The organism is Pseudopedobacter saltans DSM 12145, from assembly GCF_000190735.1.
Taxonomy (GTDB): domain Bacteria; phylum Bacteroidota; class Bacteroidia; order Sphingobacteriales; family Sphingobacteriaceae; genus Pseudopedobacter; species Pseudopedobacter saltans.
On sequence record NC_015177.1, the window covers coordinates 587,991 to 611,300 of the forward strand.

20 protein-coding genes are annotated in these 23,310 nt (G+C 37.2%); 11 read left to right on the forward strand and 9 right to left on the reverse strand.

Features of this window, described 5'->3' with window-relative positions:
* Nucleotides 1-114: 114 nt before the first annotated feature.
* From PEDSA_RS02375 to PEDSA_RS02405, 7 genes are all read left to right on the forward strand, one after another.
* Nucleotides 115-3,411, forward strand: a complete 3,297-nt coding sequence (locus PEDSA_RS02375; RefSeq protein ID WP_013631554.1) for a glycoside hydrolase family 2 TIM barrel-domain containing protein — start codon at nt 115-117, stop codon at nt 3,409-3,411.
* 6 nt (nt 3,412-3,417) lie between these two features.
* The gene (locus tag PEDSA_RS02380; protein ID WP_013631555.1) at nt 3,418-4,569 is read left to right on the forward strand and encodes an ABC transporter substrate-binding protein; all 1,152 of its coding nucleotides are present in this window, start codon (nt 3,418-3,420) and stop codon (nt 4,567-4,569) included.
* A 238-nt stretch (nt 4,570-4,807) separates the two neighbouring features.
* Nucleotides 4,808-5,953 (forward strand): CaiB/BaiF CoA transferase family protein, encoded by a 1,146-nt coding sequence (locus PEDSA_RS02385; protein WP_013631556.1) that lies wholly within the window; start codon nt 4,808-4,810, stop codon nt 5,951-5,953.
* Between the two features lies 1 nt (nt 5,954).
* The gene (locus PEDSA_RS02390; protein WP_013631557.1) at nt 5,955-7,103 is read left to right on the forward strand and encodes a CaiB/BaiF CoA transferase family protein; all 1,149 of its coding nucleotides are present in this window, start codon (nt 5,955-5,957) and stop codon (nt 7,101-7,103) included.
* Nucleotides 7,090-8,316: an extracellular solute-binding protein gene (locus tag PEDSA_RS02395; RefSeq protein WP_013631558.1), complete on the forward strand. Its 1,227-nt coding sequence runs from the start codon at nt 7,090-7,092 to the stop codon at nt 8,314-8,316. Before PEDSA_RS02390 ends, PEDSA_RS02395 begins: the two co-directional genes overlap by 14 nt.
* Complete coding sequence (locus PEDSA_RS02400) at nt 8,307-9,362, forward strand: Gfo/Idh/MocA family protein (RefSeq protein ID WP_013631559.1); 1,056 nt, start codon at nt 8,307-8,309, stop codon at nt 9,360-9,362. The genes PEDSA_RS02395 and PEDSA_RS02400 overlap by 10 nt, the downstream gene beginning before the upstream one ends.
* 34 nt (nt 9,363-9,396) lie before the next feature.
* The gene (locus PEDSA_RS02405; RefSeq protein ID WP_013631560.1) at nt 9,397-9,843 is read left to right on the forward strand and encodes a MaoC/PaaZ C-terminal domain-containing protein; all 447 of its coding nucleotides are present in this window, start codon (nt 9,397-9,399) and stop codon (nt 9,841-9,843) included.
* Between the two features lie 74 nt (nt 9,844-9,917).
* On the opposite strand, the gene PEDSA_RS02410 is transcribed toward PEDSA_RS02405, so the two are convergent.
* Nucleotides 9,918-11,018: a S1C family serine protease gene (locus PEDSA_RS02410; protein ID WP_013631561.1), complete on the reverse strand. Its 1,101-nt coding sequence runs from the start codon at nt 11,016-11,018 to the stop codon at nt 9,918-9,920.
* A gap of 5 nt (nt 11,019-11,023) precedes the next feature.
* Nucleotides 11,024-11,578, reverse strand: a complete 555-nt coding sequence (locus PEDSA_RS02415; protein WP_013631562.1) for an RNA polymerase sigma factor — start codon at nt 11,576-11,578, stop codon at nt 11,024-11,026.
* Between the two features lie 447 nt (nt 11,579-12,025).
* On the opposite strand from PEDSA_RS02415, the gene PEDSA_RS02420 reads away from it, so the two are divergent.
* A complete protein-coding gene (locus tag PEDSA_RS02420; RefSeq protein ID WP_013631563.1) occupies nt 12,026-12,211 on the forward strand; it encodes a hypothetical protein in 186 nt (61 codons plus the stop codon).
* 98 nt (nt 12,212-12,309) lie between these two features.
* Here the strand turns inward: PEDSA_RS02420 and PEDSA_RS02425 are convergent, their stop codons facing one another.
* Nucleotides 12,310-14,616, reverse strand: a complete 2,307-nt coding sequence (locus PEDSA_RS02425) for a DUF5703 domain-containing protein (RefSeq protein WP_013631564.1) — start codon at nt 14,614-14,616, stop codon at nt 12,310-12,312.
* A gap of 220 nt (nt 14,617-14,836) precedes the next feature.
* Between PEDSA_RS02425 and PEDSA_RS02430 the strand changes: the two genes are divergently transcribed.
* Nucleotides 14,837-15,415, forward strand: a complete 579-nt coding sequence (locus PEDSA_RS02430) for a Crp/Fnr family transcriptional regulator (RefSeq protein ID WP_013631565.1) — start codon at nt 14,837-14,839, stop codon at nt 15,413-15,415.
* Between the two features lie 66 nt (nt 15,416-15,481).
* On the forward strand, nt 15,482-15,925 hold the full coding sequence (locus PEDSA_RS02435) for a carboxymuconolactone decarboxylase family protein (RefSeq protein WP_013631566.1): 444 nt from the start codon (nt 15,482-15,484) through the stop codon (nt 15,923-15,925).
* 66 nt (nt 15,926-15,991) lie between these two features.
* On the opposite strand, the gene PEDSA_RS02440 is transcribed toward PEDSA_RS02435, so the two are convergent.
* The 6 genes from PEDSA_RS02440 to PEDSA_RS02465 all read right to left on the reverse strand — a co-directional run bounded on the left by PEDSA_RS02440 (nt 15,992) and on the right by PEDSA_RS02465 (nt 22,444).
* A complete protein-coding gene (locus PEDSA_RS02440; protein ID WP_013631567.1) occupies nt 15,992-17,005 on the reverse strand; it encodes a zinc-binding alcohol dehydrogenase family protein in 1,014 nt (337 codons plus the stop codon).
* Nucleotides 17,006-17,015: 10 nt separating this feature from the next.
* Nucleotides 17,016-18,026: an aldo/keto reductase gene (locus PEDSA_RS02445; protein WP_013631568.1), complete on the reverse strand. Its 1,011-nt coding sequence runs from the start codon at nt 18,024-18,026 to the stop codon at nt 17,016-17,018.
* A gap of 11 nt (nt 18,027-18,037) precedes the next feature.
* Nucleotides 18,038-18,862, reverse strand: a complete 825-nt coding sequence (locus tag PEDSA_RS02450) for an amidohydrolase family protein (RefSeq protein WP_013631569.1) — start codon at nt 18,860-18,862, stop codon at nt 18,038-18,040.
* A gap of 158 nt (nt 18,863-19,020) precedes the next feature.
* Complete coding sequence (locus tag PEDSA_RS02455) at nt 19,021-19,878, reverse strand: fumarylacetoacetate hydrolase family protein (RefSeq protein WP_013631570.1); 858 nt, start codon at nt 19,876-19,878, stop codon at nt 19,021-19,023.
* Nucleotides 19,879-19,938: 60 nt separating this feature from the next.
* On the reverse strand, nt 19,939-20,703 hold the full coding sequence (locus PEDSA_RS02460; protein ID WP_013631571.1) for an SDR family NAD(P)-dependent oxidoreductase: 765 nt from the start codon (nt 20,701-20,703) through the stop codon (nt 19,939-19,941).
* Between the two features lie 91 nt (nt 20,704-20,794).
* Complete coding sequence (locus tag PEDSA_RS02465) at nt 20,795-22,444, reverse strand: UxaA family hydrolase (protein WP_013631572.1); 1,650 nt, start codon at nt 22,442-22,444, stop codon at nt 20,795-20,797.
* A 115-nt stretch (nt 22,445-22,559) separates the two neighbouring features.
* Between PEDSA_RS02465 and PEDSA_RS02470 the strand changes: the two genes are divergently transcribed.
* Entirely contained in the window at nt 22,560-23,297 is a 738-nt protein-coding gene (locus PEDSA_RS02470) for an IclR family transcriptional regulator (protein ID WP_013631573.1), read from the forward strand.
* Nucleotides 23,298-23,310 lie beyond the last annotated feature (13 nt).

Below are 23,310 nucleotides of genomic sequence, written 5' to 3' on the forward strand. Positions count from 1 at the left end.
GAGGAGTAATGGAAAATAAACACAAAAACATGCTGATGCTTGATGCTAGCATCCGATCATCATGCTAGGCTACTTATTACTTAAAACTAAGAACTTATTACTTTAAAAAATAAAATGAAAAAATATATATATCTAGCCGTATCCGGATTGATGGCAATCCCAACATTTAGTAAGGCGCAGACGGTTGATGGTCTACCAGCTACTATTCCGCCGGTGCCTGGAATTTATAATTTAGAACCCTGGGAAGACCCCAAGATTACTTCGATCAATCGGGAACATGCCAGGGCAACAGCTTATTCCTATTCATCTATAGACGCTGCTCTTGAAGGCAAAAGAGAAAAGAGTGATCGTTTGATGATGCTGAATGGAGATTGGGCTTTTAAATTCGCTTTCAAGCCTGCTGATGCTCCTGTAGATTTCTATACACAAGTCCAACAGGGATGGAAAACGATTCCAGTACCTTCCAGCTGGGAGATGCAAGGCTATGATATTCCTATTTATAAATCGGCTGTATATCCGTTCAGACCGGTAGATCCGCCTCGTGTACCAAGAGATTATAATGCTGTAGGATCTTATCAAAAGACATTTGCCTTACCTGCAAACTGGAAGGATATGAACATCACCTTACATTTTGGCGGTGTGACATCTGCTTATAAAGTTTGGCTAAATGGTAAGTTTTTAGGTTATGGCGAAGACTCTTGTTTGCCGTCGGAATTTAATATAACACCTTACCTGAAATCGGGAGAAAATGTGATTTCTGTACAGGTAATCCGTTGGAGTGATGCTTCCTATCTGGAAGATCAGGATCAATGGAGAATGAGCGGTATTCACCGTGACGTGATGTTATTAGCAGAACCAAAAGTACGCATTGCAGATTTTCATTGGCAAGCAAAACTGGATAAAGAATATAAGGATGCTATTTTCAGTCTTCGTCCACGCATAGATAATTATTCTGGTGTAACTACAGAAGGTTATATGGTGAAGGCACAATTATATGATGCCAATAAGAAGCCAGTTTTTGCTAACGAATTGGAGAAATCCGGACATGATATTTTCAATGAAGCTTATCCGCGTTTAGATAACGTGAAATTCGGTTTGTTGGAATCTGAAGTGAAGAACCCGAAAAAATGGTCGGCAGAAGAGCCTAATCTTTATACACTGGTGATTTCGCTTTACGATAAAGAAAATAAGCTGTTGGAGGCAAAAAGCTGTAAAGTGGGATTCCGTAAAATTGAGTTCTCTAAAGAGAACGGAAAGCTATTGATCAATGGCAAGGTAACTTATCTGTATGGGGTAAATCGTCACGATCACGATCCGGTAAAAGGTAAAGCTTTAAGCAGAGAAGATATGCGTAAAGATATTGCGCAAATTAAGAAATTCAATTTCAATGCCATTCGTACCAGCCATTATCCAAATGATCCATATATCTATGAGCTTTGTGACGAATACGGTATCATGGTAATGGATGAAGCAAATTACGAAACGCATGGCTTAGGCGGTAAGTTAGCTAATGATCCGGATTGGGTTGCTGCGCACATGGAGCGTATTACCAGAATGGCTTATCGTGATAAAAATCATCCAAGTATTATTATTTGGAGTTTAGGTAACGAAGCAGGACGTGGTCCAACAACAGCTTCTATGGCGGCTTGGCTGCATGATTTTGATATTACCAGACCGGTGCATTATGAGCCGGGAATGGGAAGCCATCAGTTGGAAGGGTATATAGATCCTAAAGATCCGAAATATCCAAAAACGAACGATCACTCGCACCGTTTACAAAATCCTTTGGATCAGTATTATGTGGATATGGTTTCCAGATTTTATCCGGGCGTCTATACTCCAGATTTATTACTGAATCAGAAAAATGGAGATAAAAGGCCAATCCTGTTTGTAGAATATTCGCATTCTATGGGGAATTCTACAGGAAACATCAAGGAGTTTTGGGATATTTTCCGAAGCAGACCGAGAATGATTGGTGGTTTTATTTGGGATTATAAAGATCAGGCATTAATTAAGAAAGATAGCACTACCGGAAATTCATTTTTGGCTTACGGTGGCGATTTTGGCGAAAAATATCATAATGGAGCGTTTAGTTTAAACGGTATTGTTGATGCATGGGGCAGACCAAAAGCGGCAATGTTCGAGAATAAGCGTATCTATCAAGGAGCAGAAGCAACTTTAAAAGATGCCGCAAATGCAATTATCCATTTAGAAAATAGAAATGCAGTAAAGAATTTAAAAGAATTTACACCTGAAATTATTTTGTTAGAAGACGGTGTACAGGTATTGAAAAAAGAGATACCGGCTATAGATTTGAGTGCGGGAGCAAAGAAAGATATCAGCTTAAAAGCATATTTTCCAAAGCTAAAAGCGGGTAAAGAATATTTATTAAGTATCCACTTTAAGTTGTCTAAAGACGAGGTTTGGGAAAAGAAAGGTTTTGAAGTGGCATCTAATCAGTTTGCATTAACTGGTTTGTCTACTCAAAAAATCAGTAATCAAAAGTTTGCAGCAATCGCTTTAAACCAAGCAGGAGATAAAATCGATCTGAAAGGAAAGCACTTCCACATTTCTTTTGATAAGCAAAATGGAGCATTGACTTCTTATGTCCTTAATGGGAAAGAACAAATCCAGCAACCACTGTTGCCAAACTTCCTACGTCCTGAAACAGAAAATGACAGAAGAGGTTGGAAACCTAACAAAATTTTAAAAGAGTGGTACGAAAATAAGGCAACCTTAAAAACGGTAGAAGCAAAGCAGATAGCAGAAGGGTTAACTCAAATTACAGCTAATTATGATGTTGTTGCCGGAAAAGCTACGGTTCAGGTTATTTATACGGTTAATGGGAATGGAGTGGTTAAAGTTGACTATAGCTTAAAAGCGGATAATTCTCTTCCAAATATCCCAAAAGTAGGAATGCAAATGGCTATCAACCGTCCGTATGACCAAATTACTTTTTACGGAAAAGGACCAATGGAAAATTATGTAGACAGAAGATACGGTTTTGATGCAGGTATTTACAACATGTCTATCAATGATTTTATGGAACCATATATCTATCCTCAGGAAAACGGAAATCGTACCGATGTACGCTGGATGGCTTTTGGAAATAAGGATAGAGAAGGTATTATGGTCGTAGCAGATAGCTTACTGAGTATGGGCGCCTGGCCTTTCACACAGGAAGAAATTTTATCAAAAAAACATTGGCATGAATTGGTAGATGCTAATAAAATTACGGTAAATATCGATTTAATTCAGATGGGTGTAGGTGGAAATGATTCCTGGTCAGAAGTTTCACAGCCTTTGGAACAATATCAGGTTCCGGCTAAAAACTATCAGTATACATTTTATATCAACCCGACAAAAGCAAAAACTAATTACGTACAAGAAGCAGCAAAAACGAAGTTTTAAATTAAAATGAGCAAACCAAAAATATTAAAGGGGATAACCTGGAACCACAGCCGCGGATTTACCTCTATGGTAGCAACGGCACAAAGATTTACAGAATTAAATCCGGATGTAGAGATTGTTTGGGAGAAACGTTCATTACAACAGTTTGCCGATATGTCTATCCAGCAATTGGCAGAACGTTATGACCTGTTGGTGATAGATCACCCTTGGGCGGGTTTTGCCGCAGGAACAAAATCTATCTTGCCATTAGATGAATATTTATCGAAAGAATATATGGCCGACCAGGCGGCGAATACCGTTGGCAGATCGCATGAAAGTTATAATTTCAATGGTAATCAATGGGCTCTGGCAATAGATGCGGCAACTCCGGTAGCTTCCAGCAGGCCAGATTTATTGGCTAAGCTTCAAGTGAATCTGCCAAAAAATTTCAAGGATGTGCTGGCTTTAGCCGATAGAGGTTTGGTAGGTGCTGCTCTGATTCCTATTGATACCATCATGAGCTATTACATGTTCTGTTGTGCCGTGGGAGAAGAACCTTTTGCTTCAGAAACAGAGGTAATCAGTAAAGAAAACGGGATTAAAGCTTTGCAATTATTCAAAACACTTGCAGACAAGATAGATCGTTCTTTCTTTGATAAAAATCCAATTCAGGTTTACGAAACCATGGTAAATACAGATACCACTGCCTACTGCCCTTTTGCTTATGGTTATTCCAATTATTCCAGAGATGGTTACGCGAAAAATCTGTTGCATTTCCATGATTTAGTAGCATTGGAAGAAGGGCAGGAAAATATGAAAACGTCTTTGGGAGGAACAGGATTGGCAATATCATCATCATCAAAATATATTGCTGAAGCGGTTGCTTACACTGATTTTGTGGGCAACCCTCATACACAGGAATACTTGTTTTTTGATAATGGCGGGCAACCGGGACACTTGAAAGCCTGGGAAAGCGAACATAGCAATGGTGCATCTCATAACTATTTTAAAAACACCTTGCCAGCACTGCAAAGAGCTTATTTAAGACCAAGATATCATGGACACATGCATTTTCAGGATCATGCTGGGGATGTAGTGAGAGATTACTTATTGAAAGGCGGAGATGAGCAACAGGTATTAGATAAACTGAATCAGTTGTATATAGAGTCCAGGAAGTAAAAAATAGAGATCCGCTGTCATTTTACGGATGTTTTGAGGGACAAATAAAAAGATATAGGTCATTTCGAATCCCATATGAAGCATATTACTTGTATGATGAGATGCTGAAACGAGTTCAGCATGACTTTGCTAATTATTGTGCATACGCGAAGACACTAAAGTCAACATAATATATTCAAGCGGGGCATCTAGTGACTTGATACTAGGTACTTGATACTTTAAAAAACTAACAAAAGAAATGAAACCATTAGAAGGTTTACTGGTTTTAGAATTTGCCCAATTTATGGCAGCCCCAACAGCTGGTTTGAAATTGGCGGATTTGGGAGCCAGAGTAATTAAAATAGAAAGGCCGGTAAAAGGTGAAGGGGGCAGACAAATAGCTATTAAAAATCTATTTGTTGATGGAGATAGTTTGGTTTTCCATACCATCAATAGAAATAAGGAATCCTACGCGGCAGACTTGAAGAATCCTGAGGATTTGGAGAGAGTGAAGAAGCTAATCGCTCAGGCAGATGTGATGACGCATAATTTCCGTCCGGGTGTGATGGAAAAGATAGGTTTGGATTACGAACAAGCCATCAAAATCAATCCTAAGTTGGTTTATGGCATTGTAACCGGATATGGTAATAAAGGGCCTTGGGCAAATAAACCTGGGCAAGATTTATTGATCCAGTCTTTATCAGGCTTGACGTGGTTATCAGGAACTAGCAATCATGGACCAACACCTTTTGGTCTGGCTACAGCCGATATGATTTGCGGCCATCACTTAACACAAGGTATTTTGGCGGCATTAATCAAGCGAGCGAAGACGCAGAAAAGTGTTTTAGTAGAAGTCAGCTTGTTAGAATCTATTTTGGATCTACAATTTGAAGTAATCACCAGTTTCTTAAATGACGGGAATAAGCTGCCTCAACGAGGAAGTGAAAACGGAACGGCACATGCTTATCTAAGTGCTCCCTATGGAATTTATCAAACGAAAGATGCCTATTTAGCTCTGGCAATGGGTAATTTGCTGTTTATTGGCGAGACTTTAGGAATTGATTTATCTGCATACAAGCATAAAGAATCCTGGTTCACAGAGAAAGATCAAATCACGCAATTGTTAGCAAATCGTATTCAAGAAGAAAGCACAAGCTATTGGACTGATTTACTAAATAGTAAAGGAATTTGGTGTTCGCCGATATTCAATTATCAAGAGCTTTTAAGTCACGAAGCTTATCAGGTTTTAGGATTTGATCAGGAATTGGATTTACCTAACGGAGAAATTCTGAAAGGAACCAGAAGTCCAATCCAAATCAATGGAGAGAAGCTTTATTCCAGAAAAGCGGCTCCGAAAGCGGGAGCAGAAACCGAATTAATCAATCAACAATTTAATCTGATATAAAATGAAACCATTAGAAGATTATTTAGTTGTCGACTTTAGTCAATTCCTTTCGGCACCTTCGGCAAGCTTGAAATTGGCCGATTTAGGGGCGAGAGTAATCAAAATAGAACGTCCCGAAACTGGTGATATTTGTCGTCATTTATATACCTCAAATGTAGTTCTTAACGGAGAATCCACGGTTTTTCATGCTATCAATAGAAATAAAGAAAGCTTGGCTTTGGATATTAAGAGCGAAGAAGACCGGGAGAAAATCTGGAAATTAATAGAAGAAGCCGATGTGGTGATGCATAATTTCCGTCCGGGAGTAATGGAACGCTTGGGTTTCGATTACGAATCTGTAAAAGCAAAAAATCCATCAGTTGTTTACGGAGAAATTTCTGGTTATGGTACAGAGGGGCCATGGAAAGATTTGCCCGGTCAGGATCTCTTATTACAATCTTTAACTGGGATTACCTGGTTAAATGGCAATAAAAACGATGGTCCTGTACCCATGGGTTTATCTATTGTAGATATGTTGGCGGGAGCCAATTTAGCCAATGGTATTTTAGCTTGTCTGTTACGTAAAGCCTTAAAAAATGAAGGTGCTTTGGTGCAGGTCAGTATGATCGAGTCTGCCTTGGACTTCCAATTTGAAGCCATTACCACTTTTTACAGAGATGGTTGTCAGTTGCAGGAACGTACAGCAAGCAACAGCGCTCATGCTTATTTAGGTGCTCCTTATGGAATTTATCAGACTCAAAATGGCTATTTGGCCTTGGCAATGGGATCTATTCCTGTTCTAGGTAAATTGCTTTCTTGCGATGCTTTATTGGCCTATGAGCAAGTGGCAGAAGCTTATGATAAGCGAGATGAGATTAAAAATATTTTAGCCAATCATTTAAGAACTCAAGAAACTTCTTACTGGTTGAATATTTTAGAACCAGCAGATATCTGGTGTGCAGATGTGATGGATTGGGAGCGTTTATTCCAACACGAAGCTTTTAAAGTTCTGGATATGGTACAAACGGTAAAAATGTCTGATGGTTTTGAATATGAAACAACCAGAAGTCCAATCCGACTGGACGGAGAGGTCATTAAATCAGCGAAAGGATCGCCTATTTTAGGGGAAGACAATGCCAAAATCATAAAGGAGCTGTATGGAAAAATCTAAATTCAGATTTGCAGTACGCAAATTTCAACCTTTCGAGAATGCTATGCAGAAGATATGGGAGTCTTTCTGTAAAGAACGTGGTTTAGATATAGAAGCTGAGTTTGTAGCCATGGATTTACCGGAACTTCATGATGCCATTATCGGTCGTGGAGGTTTGAAAAATGGCGACTGGGATGCAGCACATATCGTAACGGATTGGTTAGACGAAGCCTATTCTTCCGAAAGTTTGGAAGCACTGAATCCTTATCTGGAAGCGCAAAATCTGAATTTAGAAGTCTGGAGTAATTCTTTGCTGGAAGCACAAGTTTTTGAACAAAAAGAGATTGTAGGACTGCCTTTTCATGATGGACCGGAATGTTTAATTATTCGTAAAGATTTATTTGAATCAGAAAAGGAGCAGCTTGATTTTCATAAACAATACGGAAGAACTTTAGAAGTTCCTAAAACCTGGAATGAGTTTATAGAAGTTGCTCAGTTTTTCCAAAGGCCAGCACAAAATTTATACGGAACGGTGTTAGCCGGTTTCCCGGATGGACACAATACCGTTTATGATTTCTGTTTGCAGTTATGGACTCGTGGTGGAAATTTAACCAACGAAAAAGGCGAGATCAATATCAATCAATCTGAAGCTCAAGCAGCCTTGGATTTTTATAAATCATGGGTGAATAATCAGAATATTGTACATCCTCAATCTAAAGAATACGAATCTGTTCAATGCGGATTGGCCTTTGCAAGAGGGGAAGCGGCTATGATGATTAATTGGTTTGGCTTTGCAGCCATGTGCGAAGTTATTGATGAATCGAAAGTGAAAGGGAAGGTAGATGTTGCACAGATTCCGTCTTTGAAGAATACCAAACCGGCTTCATTAAATATCTATTGGCTTTATGCTATAGGAAAAGGAAGCGATAATAAGCAAATGGCTTTTGATTTTATTCAGTACGCTACTTCTGCCCAGAACGATAAGCTGTTGACTTTAGAAGGCGGAATTGGTTGTAGAAAATCTACCTGGCATGACCCAGAAATCAACAAGACCATTCCGTATTATCATAAACTGGAACAACTTCACGATTATGCCAGAACTTTACCACGTACAGCTACATGGGCGAAAATAGCTGAACATATAGATGAAATGATGGTAAGGGCAATTCATACAAATGAAGTTTTAGAAAATATTTTAGTCGAAACTCAACAGAAAATAGATCAATGCAAATAAACTATAAACCCATATTACCAGAGCAAAAGCTTCCAATAGTAATTATTGGAGCAGGTGGAATAGTGAAAGATGCTCATCTTCCTGCCTATAAAAAAGCAGGTTTTGAAGTTTGGGGAATAACCAATAGAACAAGAGAGCGAGCAGAGAAATTAGCTATAGCGTTTAATATTCCGCATGTTTTTGACAACGTAGCAGATGCTGTTGCTGCTGCTCCCAAAAATGCAGTTTACGATATTACCATTATGCCCGAAAAGTTTGTCGAAACTTTAGAGCAGTTGCCGGACGGGGCAGGGGTATTGATTCAGAAGCCAATGGGCGATTTTATCGCACAAAGCTATGAGATTTTAGAGGTTTGCAGAAGAAAGAATTTGGTAGCTGCTATCAATTGTCAATTACGCTTTGCACCTTATACCATGGCGGCTAAAGCGATGATTGAGCAAGGTTTAATTGGAGAGGTTTACGATATGGACGTACGTGTAACCGTACAAACACCGTGGGAACTATTTCCTCATGTAATGGTTCATCCTCGTCTCGAGTTCCAATATCATAGTATCCATTATTTCGATTTGATTCGTTCTTTCTTAGGAAATCCACAATCTATTTTAGCAAAAACATTAAAGCATCCTGCCAAAGCTTTATCTTCTTCCAGATCTACAGTGATTTTTGATTATGGCGATACTTTACACGCAGTGATCAATACGAATCATGATCACGATTTTGGTGCGCAACATCAGGAAAGTTTTATAAAGTGGGAAGGGACAAAAGGTGCCATTAAAGCAAAAATGGGCTTGTTGATGAATTATCCGGACGGTGTGCCAGATGCTTTTGAATATTGTATCTTGGAAGAAGGACAAGCGCCAGAGTGGAACTCTATAGCATTAGAAGGATCCTGGTTTCCTGATGCATTTGTTGGTACAATGGCCAGCGTAATGCGCTACAAAAATGGAGAAACAGACGTTTTACCCACTTCGGTAGAAGATGTGATCCATACCATGGAATGGGTAGAGAAGGCTTATGAATCCAGTGCGAATGGAGGAGTTTATTAAACATTAAAAATCAAACATTAACAATTGAAAGATTATGTATTTCAAATCCACATTTTTTGAAGACTATCAATTAAACGATAAAAGGACAACATTGGGAAGAACCATTACCGAAACGGATTTTGTAGTTCATGCCGGTCATACGGGAGATTTTTTTCCGCACCACATGGACGCAGAATGGTGCAAAACTCAACCCTTCGGCGGACGTATAGCTCATGGAACCATGATATTTGCCATTGGGATTGGTTTAACCGCTTCTGAGATTAATCCAGAAGCATTTTCTAAGGGGTATGATCGTCTGCGTTTTGTGAAGCCGGTTTTTATTGGTGATACCATTCATTCAGAAGTAACTATTTCGGAAAAGTCAGATGCCAAAAAGCCAGAATATGGAACGGTAACAGAACATGTAGAAATTATCAACCAAAAAGGGGAGGTAGTTTTGGTTGCAGATCATATTTTATTGGTAAAGCGTAAAGACGTTTAAGCAAAAAGTATATATCAACAAAAAGAGCGCAAAATTTAAAACTTTACGCTCTTTTTGTTTTGAAGTTAAGATGCCTAGTTATTATAAACCTTAACCATGAATATGTAATCCTGCATTTTCTTAATCTGTTGCGTTTTACTCAAAGAAGAAAGTGCATTTTTCTTATTGATAACAATCTTGTTTTTAATAGAATCCTGATCTATACTTTCTACAGCTTTCAAAATGTAATCGGATTTGATTGCAAATGCTGCTCCATCCGTTTGGTTCTGTTTACCGCTAATCACCCCAATGACATTTCCTTTTGCATCGAATAACGGGCCACCAGAGTTTCCTGGATTAACAGGAATAGAAACCTGATATTGAATGGAGTCGCCACCAAAACCGGTACGGGCACTTAAATATCCTTTTCCTAAAACAACTTCGTCCCTGGGATAACCTATGGTATAAACATCTTCACCCAAATCAGCCAAAGATTTTTTAAACGTATACGGTAAATTACCAAGATGTTCAAACGAAGGATCGTTGATATAAAGAACAGCTATGTCATAAGAAGGATCTACATAAACCGTTTGCGTTTTAAAAGATTCACCTTTATTGTTTTGAATATAAACTGAATCTGCCCCCTGAACTACGTGGTAATTTGTTACGATATAACCATTAGAAGTTAAGGCAAAGCCTGTGCCTCCAAACTGGCTTGGAGCTATACTTTTACTGGCTGATTTCGAGTTAATATTTCTTACTAATGCATTATGGGATTTACGGATAGTTTCCATATCTCTTTTTAAAGCGCTGTAAGACGGATTGTTATCGTTTCTGGTTAACTGACCAGTAGAGTATAATGTACCTAAAGTGGTTACTACAGCAACGGTAGCAGCGATAGTCAAATTGCGTTTGTATTTATTCCAAAGCTCAACAATCTTAGTCTTACGTTCGATTACATCTTCTTTCAAAGAAATTACATCGATTTCTTCATGAATAGCATTCATGGCAGATTTTAATGACTTTGTATCACCGTAGCTTTTGATAGACTTTAAAAACTCGATATGTTCTACAACCTTTTGATCTAAAGCTGCATTATTCTTCCTTTCCTCTTCAAATTGAAGCATTTCCTGTGTGCACATCTCTTTTAGGAGGTAAGATTCGATTCTCTTAATTAAATCAAGCTCGCTAACCATATCTTTTACTTTTGATTGAAAAATATCTTTTTAAGCCTTTGTAAGCATTTATACTTTTGAGTTTTTGCATTGTCAGCATTTGTATATCCAAACTTCTCGCAGATTTCCTGCATCGATCGGTTTTTGATATAAAAATCCTCCAAAATAGTTTTACAAGGTTCACCTAAACTTTCGAGAGAAATATGCATTAAATTAAATTGCTTATCTCTTTCTTCCTGTTGTTCCAAATCTTGCTCCACCGGAATATGATCTTCATATTCATTTATATCTTCTGTATAGCGACCTTTTTGATTGAGCTTTTTCAACCAAAGTCGCCGGCATACCGAGTATATAAATGTTTTGAGTTTACTGCTTAGCTCAAAATCTCCATTCTTAATTTTGTTATGCAGAATAATGATGGATTCCTGATAAACATCTTTAGCTTCTTCTTCGCTTCCATTATTATTAATAACAAGTTTTAAAGCCATTGGATAATACTCTTTATAGAGATAATTAAGTACAGATGATGAATTATTTAAAATCCCTACAATAACTTCGTTATCTGTCGGCTTAGAATGCATTAACTTACGACTCACTACTTAATACGCTTATTATTAAAATGTAACCCACACAAATAGAAAAATATTTCTCTTATACCTTGGTCGTCTTTCTTTTCGAATCCTGATTTTCAAAGTTGAAGATTTCTTGCCAAAGATAATTCACCTGTCATAATATATGAAAAAAAATGATGAATGATGTTTGTTTATGTCAGAACGTTAAACAGCGCACTACAGATAAAAATAATATTTAAATTTTAGATTGTTATAATAACAAAATATTATCTTCGCGAACCTTTTTAAAAGAGGAAACCAAGTTTTTTGAAATATTTTTAAAATTTATTTTACTGATAATCAGTATATTGATTTATTTGTGTGAAATAAATTGAAAAAAGATAATAGAACAGGGTTACCTTTTTATATTTAGGGTATTAATGTTTAAAATCATAAAAATTAAAATAGAAAATTAACATGAAAAATTTATTCAAATTCGGATTCTTCGCTTTAGCTATCTCTTTATCAGCAGTTGCTTGTAACTCTAACAAACCAGCTGAAGAAAACACTGATACAGTTGCAGTTGAAGCAGTTGATACTACTATCGTTGTTGACACTACAGGTGCTGACACTACAGTTGTTGATACAGTTGTTTCTCACTAATTGTTGAAGACATCCATATAAAAAGGGAGCAGAAATTTCTGCTCCCTTTTTTATTTATTACATTTTTAGATGTCTTTCTTGATCTCTGCACAATAGCCTTATTCCAATAAAACAATTACATCTTTTTTCCTCGACTCTGGAATTATATTCAGTTTTTCTAGTTTGCCATTTTTCCAGCTAGCTTCTACAATGGTTTGTTTTGGAGCATGTAGCTTAAAACTAACATCTTTATCTTTTGGCCAGGCAGGAAATAATAAAAGCTGATCACCATTTTCCTGCAAAAGCATTTCCTGTAAGCCAATCATCCCAGATCCACCCCAGTTATGGTCTGGAACCCAATCAAAACCGGGACCCCAAAATGCAGGGAATCTTCTGCCAGAATCATTTAACTTTGCATAAGTCAATCTCCAGGCCTCTTCTGTTAAGCCTAATCTTGCAGCAAAAATGTTATCCTGTTTCCAGCCTATATGACTTCTGAATTTCAATGCATCTTTGTCAAATTTATAGGTATTGATCGCGGTGTCTAATCCTGGTCTGTTGATACCAAATATTCCCCAGGGATAAACTGGATACAATTGGGGTGTTTCTGTATTGTTAATTCTTTCCCAAAGTTTAGCTGGTGAAATCATCGTTTTTCCATCAACTTCTCTATAGCTAAGTGCTGGAATACGCTCCAGCATAGCACTCCAACGGGACTTTTGTTCAGAGCTGACATATTGTTCAGGTAAACGTATTAGTCGTTTTAAAATGCTGTGCAATGCGGCTACAGTTGAAGATGCATTATATGCCATTTTATAGGTCTCCGCAGATGATCCTGGATACAAAACTAAGTGGTTGTTTTCATCCAAAGCTTTTCTACCTCGCTGTTTCGCAAGATATTGGTAATGCTCATCAAAGAATGTCAGACAGCTTTCTATCAAAGGAATATATGCTGTGATATCTTTTCCTGCATATCTTTCCTGTTCCAACATCATCATACAAAATTCAAAAGCTGTATCCCACTGATATTCTAACCAGGCATTATATTCCATTCCTTTATCGTAGTTTTCTGGTCTTTTCCAACCGTATTCCGCGGGATTAGGGAGGCCGAAATTTTCAATTTGTTCGGTAAAGGAAGCACCTTTATGCTTCCAGTAATGTTGAGTTCTTAGTTCCGCGTTTTTCTGCGCCTTCAAATAAAAATTAAATTGGGCTGGCATCATGTCAAAATCGCCGGATTTTAACATCGGCCAGTATACTAACCGTTGATTTTGCGCCGTATGTGTTCCACCGCCCCAGTTTCTGAAATCAGGAGTGAAACTGAGCGTAGTGTCTACATGATAAGGATCGTATGTGAATAAACCACCATTGAATTTTGTAGGGAGTTGTCCGTAAGCATTGCATCCCAGCATATATCTGAAGAGCTGATAATTTTTACTAATTTTCCAATCTTCATCTTTCGGTTTTCCAATGTGGATATAACTCCTTTTCCAATAATTCGCCCACCAGTTTTCTGTTTTTTGGAATGTCAATTTATCTTTCTTCGCATTTGAAAGATTATTAAACAGAGATTGTTTCCAGGTTGAGATGCTGGATGTTTGTTGTGTATGCAGTTGGATGTTAATCTGAAATTCTTTGGTCGCTTTTATACTTTTAAGTTCCCAGGATCTGAATGTTGTATTCTGATATTTTCCCGTAGAAATATTTCCAGACTGCATATTGTCCGCTTCCATAATTCCTCCAAAAGTCAAATTTTTAATAGGGTTATCAAGTTGAGATTTGATATCCTCCAATCCCTGTTGCTTTACAACGGCGTCAAATACGGTAAAATCTTTGTTTCTATGAAAGAAAACGATAGCACTTTTATCAAAAGTAATACTGTCCTTATGTGTTCTTACATCGCCTTGCGGAGCCCATTTCCATGAATTTGCATTGTTCTCTTTTCCTTTAGGAATTAAATCCCGGTACCGCCAATTTTCATAAAAAGCCTGCGCATGAATATTCTGATTGCTCTTCACCTTAACATTGATTAAGGGGTGAAAAACAGAGGTTCTGATAATCACATCTGCATTTAAACTTTTTGTACCTCCATTAATCTTGATATATCCTTTATCCAGATGAAGTTCCTGTTTAAAATCTCCATTAACAAAAGGATTAGGATTTAATCGGATTCTTACGCGTCCCAGCTTCAATAAAGTATTATTCTCATCAAAGGTGCCGGTTTTTGATATATAAAATAAAATATCCCCATTTTCTACCCAAACGTTTAATCCAATATCTCCTCCACCTGTGGGCATAGATTCTCCTGAGTTTTTACTTTGAGTAATCCATACCGGGTTATACTGTTGCACATTTTGAGAAAGAGACATTTGAGGCAATAGGGCCACCGAAACGAATAGTAAAAAAGAATAAAGCAGTTTGAACATGTTTAAAAAAATGATTTTAAAGGAAAAATACGGAAGAAAATGCGATGATAGAAAGTTTTGCGAATATCCTATATGATATGGGAAATATGATATAAACCAATTCTACAGTATTTTAAGAGAAAATCATGTTTACGGATGTTTTGAATGGCAAAAGAGAAGTAAAAACATTATATAATTGATATATTGTTCTGCTATTAATTAAGTCTTTCAATAAGCAAATATGGAAGAAGATATCTTTAAAAAACATATTCAAAAATTTGTTCAGATAAGTGAGGAAGAGTTTTCTGAAATCAAAACCTATTTCAGGAGTCTGGAATTACGTAAAAAGGAGTATCTTTTGAAACATGGAGATATATGTAAAATGAATTTTTTTGTACTGAAAGGTTGTTTAAGAAAGTTTTTTATCAGTGAGAAAGGAGTGGAGCACACTACAGAGTTCGCGATAGAAAATTGGTGGATGACGGATAACTTTGCTTATGAAAAAGAAATGCGGTCTGATTTTAATATTCAAACAGTAGAAAAATCCATTGTTTTAGTTATAGATAAGGTAAATCATGATAAATTATTGCAAAAACATCCACTAATGGAAAGGTATTTTCGAATGATTTATCAACGAGCTTATGCTGCAGCGGAACGGAGAATCAGGTTTCTATATGAATTTTCAAGAGAGGAGCTTTATTTACACTTTCGCAGTCAGTATCCAGAATTCCTGCAAAGAATACCACAATATCTTATTGCTTCTTATTTAGGTTTCACTCCCGAATATTTGAGCGAAATAAGAGGGAAATTGCGATCTTAAACCAGTTTAAGATTTTGCCCCCATTAAATGGTTAGCTTTGTTTTGTTATCAAAAAATAAAATTATTATGAAGCAAAGATTCGATCTATCAAAAACGGAACCAAGGGCTTATAAAGCTATGGCTGGTCTGGAGGAGTATTTGAAAACCACGGCCTTAACCAATATACAGAAAGAGCTGATAAAAATTAGAGCCTCTCAGATAAACGGTTGTGCTTTTTGTTTGGATATGCATACTAAAGACGCCCTGAAATACGGTGAAACTCAACAAAGGATATTCTTATTAAATGCATGGAGGGAAACAGATTTGTATTCAGATGAAGAAAAAGCAATTTTGGCACTAACTGAAGAGATTACATTAATTAGCCAAAAAGGTTTAAGCGAAGAAACTTATCAGTGGATATCAAAATACTTTAATGAAAATGAAATCGCGCAAATTATTATGGCGGTTATCACTATAAATGCGTGGAATAGAATAGCTATTAGTACACATACGCCAGTTCCAAAGGGATAAATTTTTATATCGGACAACGAACGTGAAAGATAAAGCCGATTGGAAAATAACCGGCTTTATTTTCTTTTAGTCGAAATCAATCATTGCCTTGATTACTCCATTTTTTGGATCTAACCATTTTTCGAATTCATTTTTAACTTCATCGAAATCGACAGTGTGTGTAATATAGGTCGTTGGTTTTACAAGGCCTTTTTTCATGGAATCAATCACATGTTCGAAATCCACGCGATTTGCATTTCTACTACTCATTAATGTCGCTTCTCTTTTATGAAACTCCGGATGAAGGAAAGATATTTCGCCCTTTTGTAACCCAACTAATACGTAGCGTCCACCATGGGCCAGATATTGGAAAGCCCCGTTTATAGCTTTTTGGTTTCCGGTAGCATCGATAATAACGGTTGGCATATCGCTATTAGTGATTTTTTGTAAGGCTTCCGTAACGTCTTCTTGAGTTGGATTAATCGTATAATCGATACCTAATTTCTCTTTGCAGAAGTTCAGCCTGTCATCATTAATATCCAATGCAATAACTTTTCCTCCCGCTATTCTGGCGAACTCCATAATACCTAAACCAATAGGACCGGCACCCAGAACAAGAACAAATTCGTCTTTACTCACTCCAGCTCTTCTTACGCCATGTGCACCAATTGCTAAGGGTTCTACCAATGCAAGTTCGTCAAAGCTAAGGCCTTCTCCGTGTACCAAAGAGTATGTAGGTACAGAAATATATTCGGCCATAGCGCCATCTATATGAACGCCGCAAACATTTATAGAAGTACAGCAATTTTCTTTTCCACTTCTGCAGGCAATGCATTTGCCACAGTAGAAATAGGGGATGATGGTTATCGCTTCGCCTTGTTTAAAGTTGGTATCATCAGTTTCAACTATTTCAGCAGCCAGTTCGTGCCCTAGTCTTCTTGGGTAACTGAAAAAAGGTTGTGTGCCTGTAAATGCATGTAAATCTGTACCACAGATACCCACTCTCCTTATCTTCAAAATGCTCTGTCCGGGGGTAGCCGCCGGCTTTTCTATATCTATATACTCAAAATTTCCAGGTGTTGTGCACACAAGTGTTTTCATGTAAATCTTTTTAAATTTGAATGAGACCTTTTTCCCTCATAGCATCCCAAAAAGTTTGCGGAATTTGTTTAGTAGCCATTTCAATATTACCTTTTACCTTCTCCGGTTTGGTAGTGCTTAAAGCTACGGAAGAAACTCCTTTGATATTAAATCCAAAATTGAAGCAGGCTTCGGCAGGAGTAATCGCAAATTCTTCGCACAATGCGTAAAATTGTTCTCTCCAGGCCAATAATTCTCTTCCTCTTTCCGTTTCAGCGTTAACCTCTACATAATTATAGAAATTACTGCCTATAAGAAATCCTCCATTGAAAACCGCGGAATTGATTACTGTAACGCCTTTATCTTTTAATTTTCCAATAAAATCAATCAAATCTTTAGGATGGGAGTGTGCAGTCAAGCTATTAGCAATCATTACCCAGTCGAGTTGGATATCCTGAGCAATACGCTTAATAACAGTCCAGTCTTTCGAGCCAATTCCGATAGATTTTGCTCTTCCCTGACGTTTAAGATCTCCTAAAGCTCTATATGCATCCATAATATCCTGGTAACGTTTCTTGGCGTCCATTTCGTCTTTGGCAGCAGCAAGATATTCATCAGGATCGTGAACAGACACCATATCAGAATTGTATTTTCCTAACAATTCATTACCCTGTTCGAAACAATCGATGATGCCCTGATAGCTAATTTTTTGTACCGCATCATTTTTCATGTCAATCCAGATACCTTTTTCAAAAGTAGGTTCTGGTGTTGTTAGTTCCGTTTGGTACCAACCCAGTTTATTATTAATAATTACTTGGCATGGATCAACATTTAGTTCTTCTAAACATTGTCCCAGTACTTCCAGAGATAAACCTGCGCCATATTTTCCGGCACTGTCAAATACAGGAATTCCAGGGCTATGCTTAATACATTGTTCTACTATAGCGAGCTTTCTTTCAAAAGGAAGCGCCTCATATATATTCCCCAGCCCGCTTGTTCCAAATATTACCGGAGGAATTGTTTCTATATCTTGAGATAACATAAGTCTATGGTTTATAAGTTATAAAATCGTTCCGCATTTAAACCAAGTATTTTCTCTTGCTCTAAATTACTAAACGTAGCATAATATTCTTTTGGTATCGATTGCATTTCAGTATATGAAGCAGCGACAAGGCAAACAGGCCAATCACTACCGAACATAATTCTGTCTGTGCCAAACGCTTCGGTAACGATATCTAAGTAAGGAGTGAAGTCTTCCTTCTTCCAGTTCTTATAATCAGCTTCTGTCACCATTCCGCTCACTTTTATCATCACATTTGGAAACTCTGAAATAGCTTTAATATCTTCAGACCACCCGGCTACGATACCTTTTTTTATATACGGTTTTGAGATATGGTCGATAACAAAAGGTTGATTAGGATTTTCTTTTACCAATTCTATTGCAGCTTTTATATGCTGAGGAAAAAGCAATAAATCATAGGTGAAACCAAAATCTTTAAGTTTTGAAATGCCATTTTTAAAGTCAGCTTGTAACATAAAAGAAGGTTCTTCGCCCTGCAAAACATGTCTGAAACCTTTTATCAGAGGTTCTTGCTTGAAATGAGCTAGGCGATCTTCTATATTTTCCGCTTTTAAATCTACCCAGCCAACAATTCCTTTAATGAAGCTATTTTCTTTAGCTAAGGAAACGAGGAAATTTGTCTCTTCTTCGGTTTGATCGGCCTGTACTGCTACACAGCCATCAATTTCGTTTACTTTAAGAATAGGAGCAAGGTCTTCAGGGAGGAAATCTTTGCGGATATTGGACATTTCATCGTCTATCCATTCGTGTTTAATGGGGTCGTAATGCCAAAAGTGTTGATGCGAATCTATTCTCATAATCTGTTTTTTCGCAAGAAAAAGTATAAGTCTTTGTGTTAAATTTCCAGAGACATTTATGTCTTATTTTGATGATTGTATCAGATATGCAACCACAAAGTAATTTTAACTAAAATAGAAATTTAATGTCAGCCCCTTTGTGGTTGAATATATTTGTTTTATTTTCCTGAATATGCTTTTACTTCCTGTCTTGAGGTCCCCAGTCCATCGATACCTAATTCCATTATGTCACCAGGTTTTAAATATACTGGCGGAATAAAGCCTAAACCTACTCCATGAGGTGTACCTGTAGAAATAACATCACCAGGTAAAAGAGTCATAAACTGGCTTACATAAGACACTACTGTTGGGATATCAAAAATAAAGTCGTCAGTATTTCCGTCTTGTAAAGTTTTTCCGTTTAATTTTAACCAAAGGCGTAGGTTGTGCGGGTTTTCAATCTCATCAGCAGTTGCCAACCATGGGCCAATAGGAGCGAAGGTATCACAACCTTTACCTTTATCCCATGTGCCACCACGTTCTAACTGGAATTCTCTTTCGCTAATGTCATTATGTAAACAATAACCCGCAACATAATCCATAGCCTCTTCTTTGCTTACATAGCTTGCTTTTTTACCAATAACAAATGCCAACTCAACTTCCCAGTCCGTTTTTACCGAATTTTTTGGAATAACAACGTCATCGTTAGGCCCTATTAACGCGGTTGTAGATTTAAAGAAAATAATAGGTTCTGCCGGAATTGGAGCATTAGTTTCTTTCGCATGCTTTGCATAGTTTAAACCAATACAAACAATTTTAGATGGTCTGGCAAAAGGAGCACCTAGTCTTACGTCGTCTGCAACAATTGGTAATTTACCTGTATTTTCTTCAACAAATTTTGCCAGTCTGTTCAACCCATCATTTTCGAAGAAAGATTCGTTATAATCTTCGCCAAAAGCAGATGTATTGTATTTAATGTCGTTAATGATTACTCCTGTTTGCTCTTTGCCTGGTTCCCCGAATCTAATTAATTTCATTTCTATCCTTTATTAAAGTTTTAAAATATATTATTGTCTTCTTTGTTTTCTCTTTGAAAATTAGCTGTTTAATTTGATAAATCCACCATCAATAGGATAATCATTGCCAGTAATAAAACTTGCTTCGTCAGAACATAGGTATAAAGCCAGATTTGCAATTTCTTCGGTGGTCCCCATTCTGCCAATAGGTTGTGTTTTAGAAAGTTTATCAAACATTTCCTTCTCCTGTCCGGGATAATTTTTTGCAATAAATCCATCAACGAAAGGTGTATGTACCCTCGCCGGAGAAATAGAGTTGCATCTGATATTGTTTTGTAAATAATCTTTTGCAACACTTAAAGTCATTGCGAATACAGCACCTTTACTCATAGAATATGCAAACCTGTCGCTTAAGCCAACCCAGGCGGCTATAGAAGCGATATTCAAAATTACTCCAGAATTTTGTTTAACAAATTTAGGTAGTACCTCATGTAAGCAATTGTATGTACCCTTCACATTAACGCGGTATACACGGTCGAAATCTTCTTCAGATGTACTGGTTGCGCTGCCTACATGAGCGATACCAGCACAGTTAACTAAAATGTCTACTTTTTCGATTTTGTTGATGATCTCGCTTACTTCTTGCTGATTGCTGACGTCTGCAGCATATATTAAAGAAGAACCTCCCAGGCTATCAATTACATTTTTGGTGCTTTGAGCCTGTTCAAGATTTAAATCGATAATATGTACAGTAGCCCCGTTTTTGGCAAAATTCTCGGCAATAGCTTTTCCGATACCACTACCGCCTCCGGTTACAACCGCTGATTTATTTTTTAATGAAAACATATCTTTTGTTTTTAAAGTATCACGTATTAGTATCAAGAACTCTTCTTTCGATTCTGTTCCTGATACTTATATCTTGTGTCTCGCTCCTTAATTAAAGGCTTACACCTCTTTTCCATGGAATAAAGTCGTCCTGATTTAATTGAACAGCTTTAGGAACAATTTCTCCACTAGCTACCTTGATACAAAATTCAAGAATTTCGGCGCCAACTTCCTGTATCGTTTTTTCTCCTCTGATGATAGATCCGGTGTCAATATCTATAATATCGCCCATTCTGGTTGCCAGTTCGGTATTGGTTGATACTTTAATAACCGGACAAATCGGATTTCCGGTAGGAGTACCTAAGCCCGTGGTAAATAAAATCAAAGTCGCACCACTAGCGGCTTTTCCTGTTGTCGCTTCAACATCATTTCCCGGAGTACAAACCAAATTTAAACCAGGTTTTGTTGCGGGTTCTGTGTAATCCAGTACATCTACAACCGGAGAAGTTCCTCCTTTTTTTGCAGCACCAGTACTTTTAATAGCATCGGTGATTAAACCATCTTTGATATTGCCCGGCGAAGGGTTCATGAAGAACCCTGATCCGACAGCATGAGCCTGTGCGTCGTATGATTGCATTAAATGCATGAACTTTTTTGCAATTGTTTCGTTTTCACAACGATCAATCATATTTTGTTCAGCTCCGCAAAGTTCAGGGAATTCGGCTAAAAGGACTTTAGCTCCCAGGCCAACTAATAAATCTGCAGTTACACCTACAGCAGGATTTGCAGAAATACCACTGAAACCATCACTTCCTCCACATTTTACACCTACAGCCAATTTAGATAACGGAGCAGGTTTCCGCTCGATTTTATTAAGTTCTATTAAATGCTGGAAGGTCTGTTTAATTGCTTCTGCAATAAGGTATTCTTCACTTTGTGCCTTTTGTTGTTCGAAAACTAAAATAGGTTTATCGAAGTTGGCTGACTTGCTTTTTATAGTTTCTACCAAATCATTAGCCTGAAGATGCTGACATCCTAAACTTAGGATAGTAATACCACCAACATTTGGATGATTGGCATAAGCGGCCAGCAGATTTGCTAAAACTTCTGAATCTTGTCTGGTTCCACCACAACCGCCCTGATGGTTTAAGAATTTAATACCATCAATGTTTTTGAATACTCTTTTGCTTCTGTGATATTCTGGCGTAGCTAAAGAAAAATCCAGATTCGAGATATCTTCACCTTTCTGATAAGCCTCTAAAATTTCTGCAGTATAGTCTTTGTATTTATCTGTAACGGAATATCCTAGATTATTATAAAGTGCTTCTTTAATAATGTCCATATTTCTATTTTCGCAGAAAACAGTAGGGATAAATAACCAATAGTTTGCAGTGCCAACGTCTCCGTTATTTCTATGATATCCGTTGAATGTCCTTCCTGTGAATTGGGATACATCTGGAGCAGTCCATTTATAATTCACATCTCTATAATAATAAGGTTCCGCTGCATGATGCAGATTTTCGGTAGTCATTCTATTTCCGATTGAAACAGGGTGAAGTGTTTTTCCAACAAGTACACCATACATGGTGACTTCATTTTCCGTACCCAAGTTTTCGATATAAAATTTATGTTTAGCAGGTACATCGTCAAGAAGTTCAAAAGATAAGTCTTTCCACTGAATTTGAGTTCCCTTAGCTAAATCTTGTAGGGCGACTAAAACATTATCGCGTTCGTCAATCTGTATATATTGTTTTTGAGCCATATAGAGTTGGTCCTTATGTTTGGTTTGTGTTATTGTTCAATAATATTGAATTTTGTTTTTCTATATTGAACAAATTTATTCATTTTTACATCACATACAAATTTTGAACTGTTAAATGATTCAAGTAATTCAAAGAGCTTTGGATATATTCGAGTTTCTGGCTGAAGAACCTCATAAATCAAGATCGTTAAGTGAGATTTCTAATGCAATAGGCATACAACCGAGCACATGTGCTAATATTGTTAAAACGCTTGTTCAGAGAGGCTACTTGGTAAAATCTCAAAATCAGAAAGCTTATTTTTTAGGTGGACAGTGGCATCAAGTTATATCAAGAGAACTGTATTATGATAAATTGATAAATGTTTCAAGGCAGGAACTGGAGAGCTTGGGGCAACGCATAAACGAGAATGCTTTTGTGGCAGTTTTGGAAAAGAACCAAAGGAAAATATTGGTAAAAAAAGATTCCACCCAACAGGTACAGGCTTATACGCCCGATCTTAAAAACGCATATGATACATCAACCGGACGCCTACTGGTAGCGTTAAAGACGGATGAAGAGCTGAAACAATTTATAGATATGTATGGATTACCAGAAGAACAGGTATGGTCGGGGATGTCTGACCAAAACGTTTTTATCAAAGAAATAGAAAAAATTAGAAAATCGGGCTATGCCATTATCGAAGACAGTGGGCAGATCATTGGTTTTGCAGCACCAATAATTTTAAATGAAAAAGTGATAGCAGCGTTGAGTGTTTATATGCCTGCGTTTAGATATTCTGAAGATATCCATAATCTTTTTGTTGATCTGGGTTTACAGACTGCAAGAAGAATTAGTGAAATGCTGAAATTGTAAACTCAATTTGAGA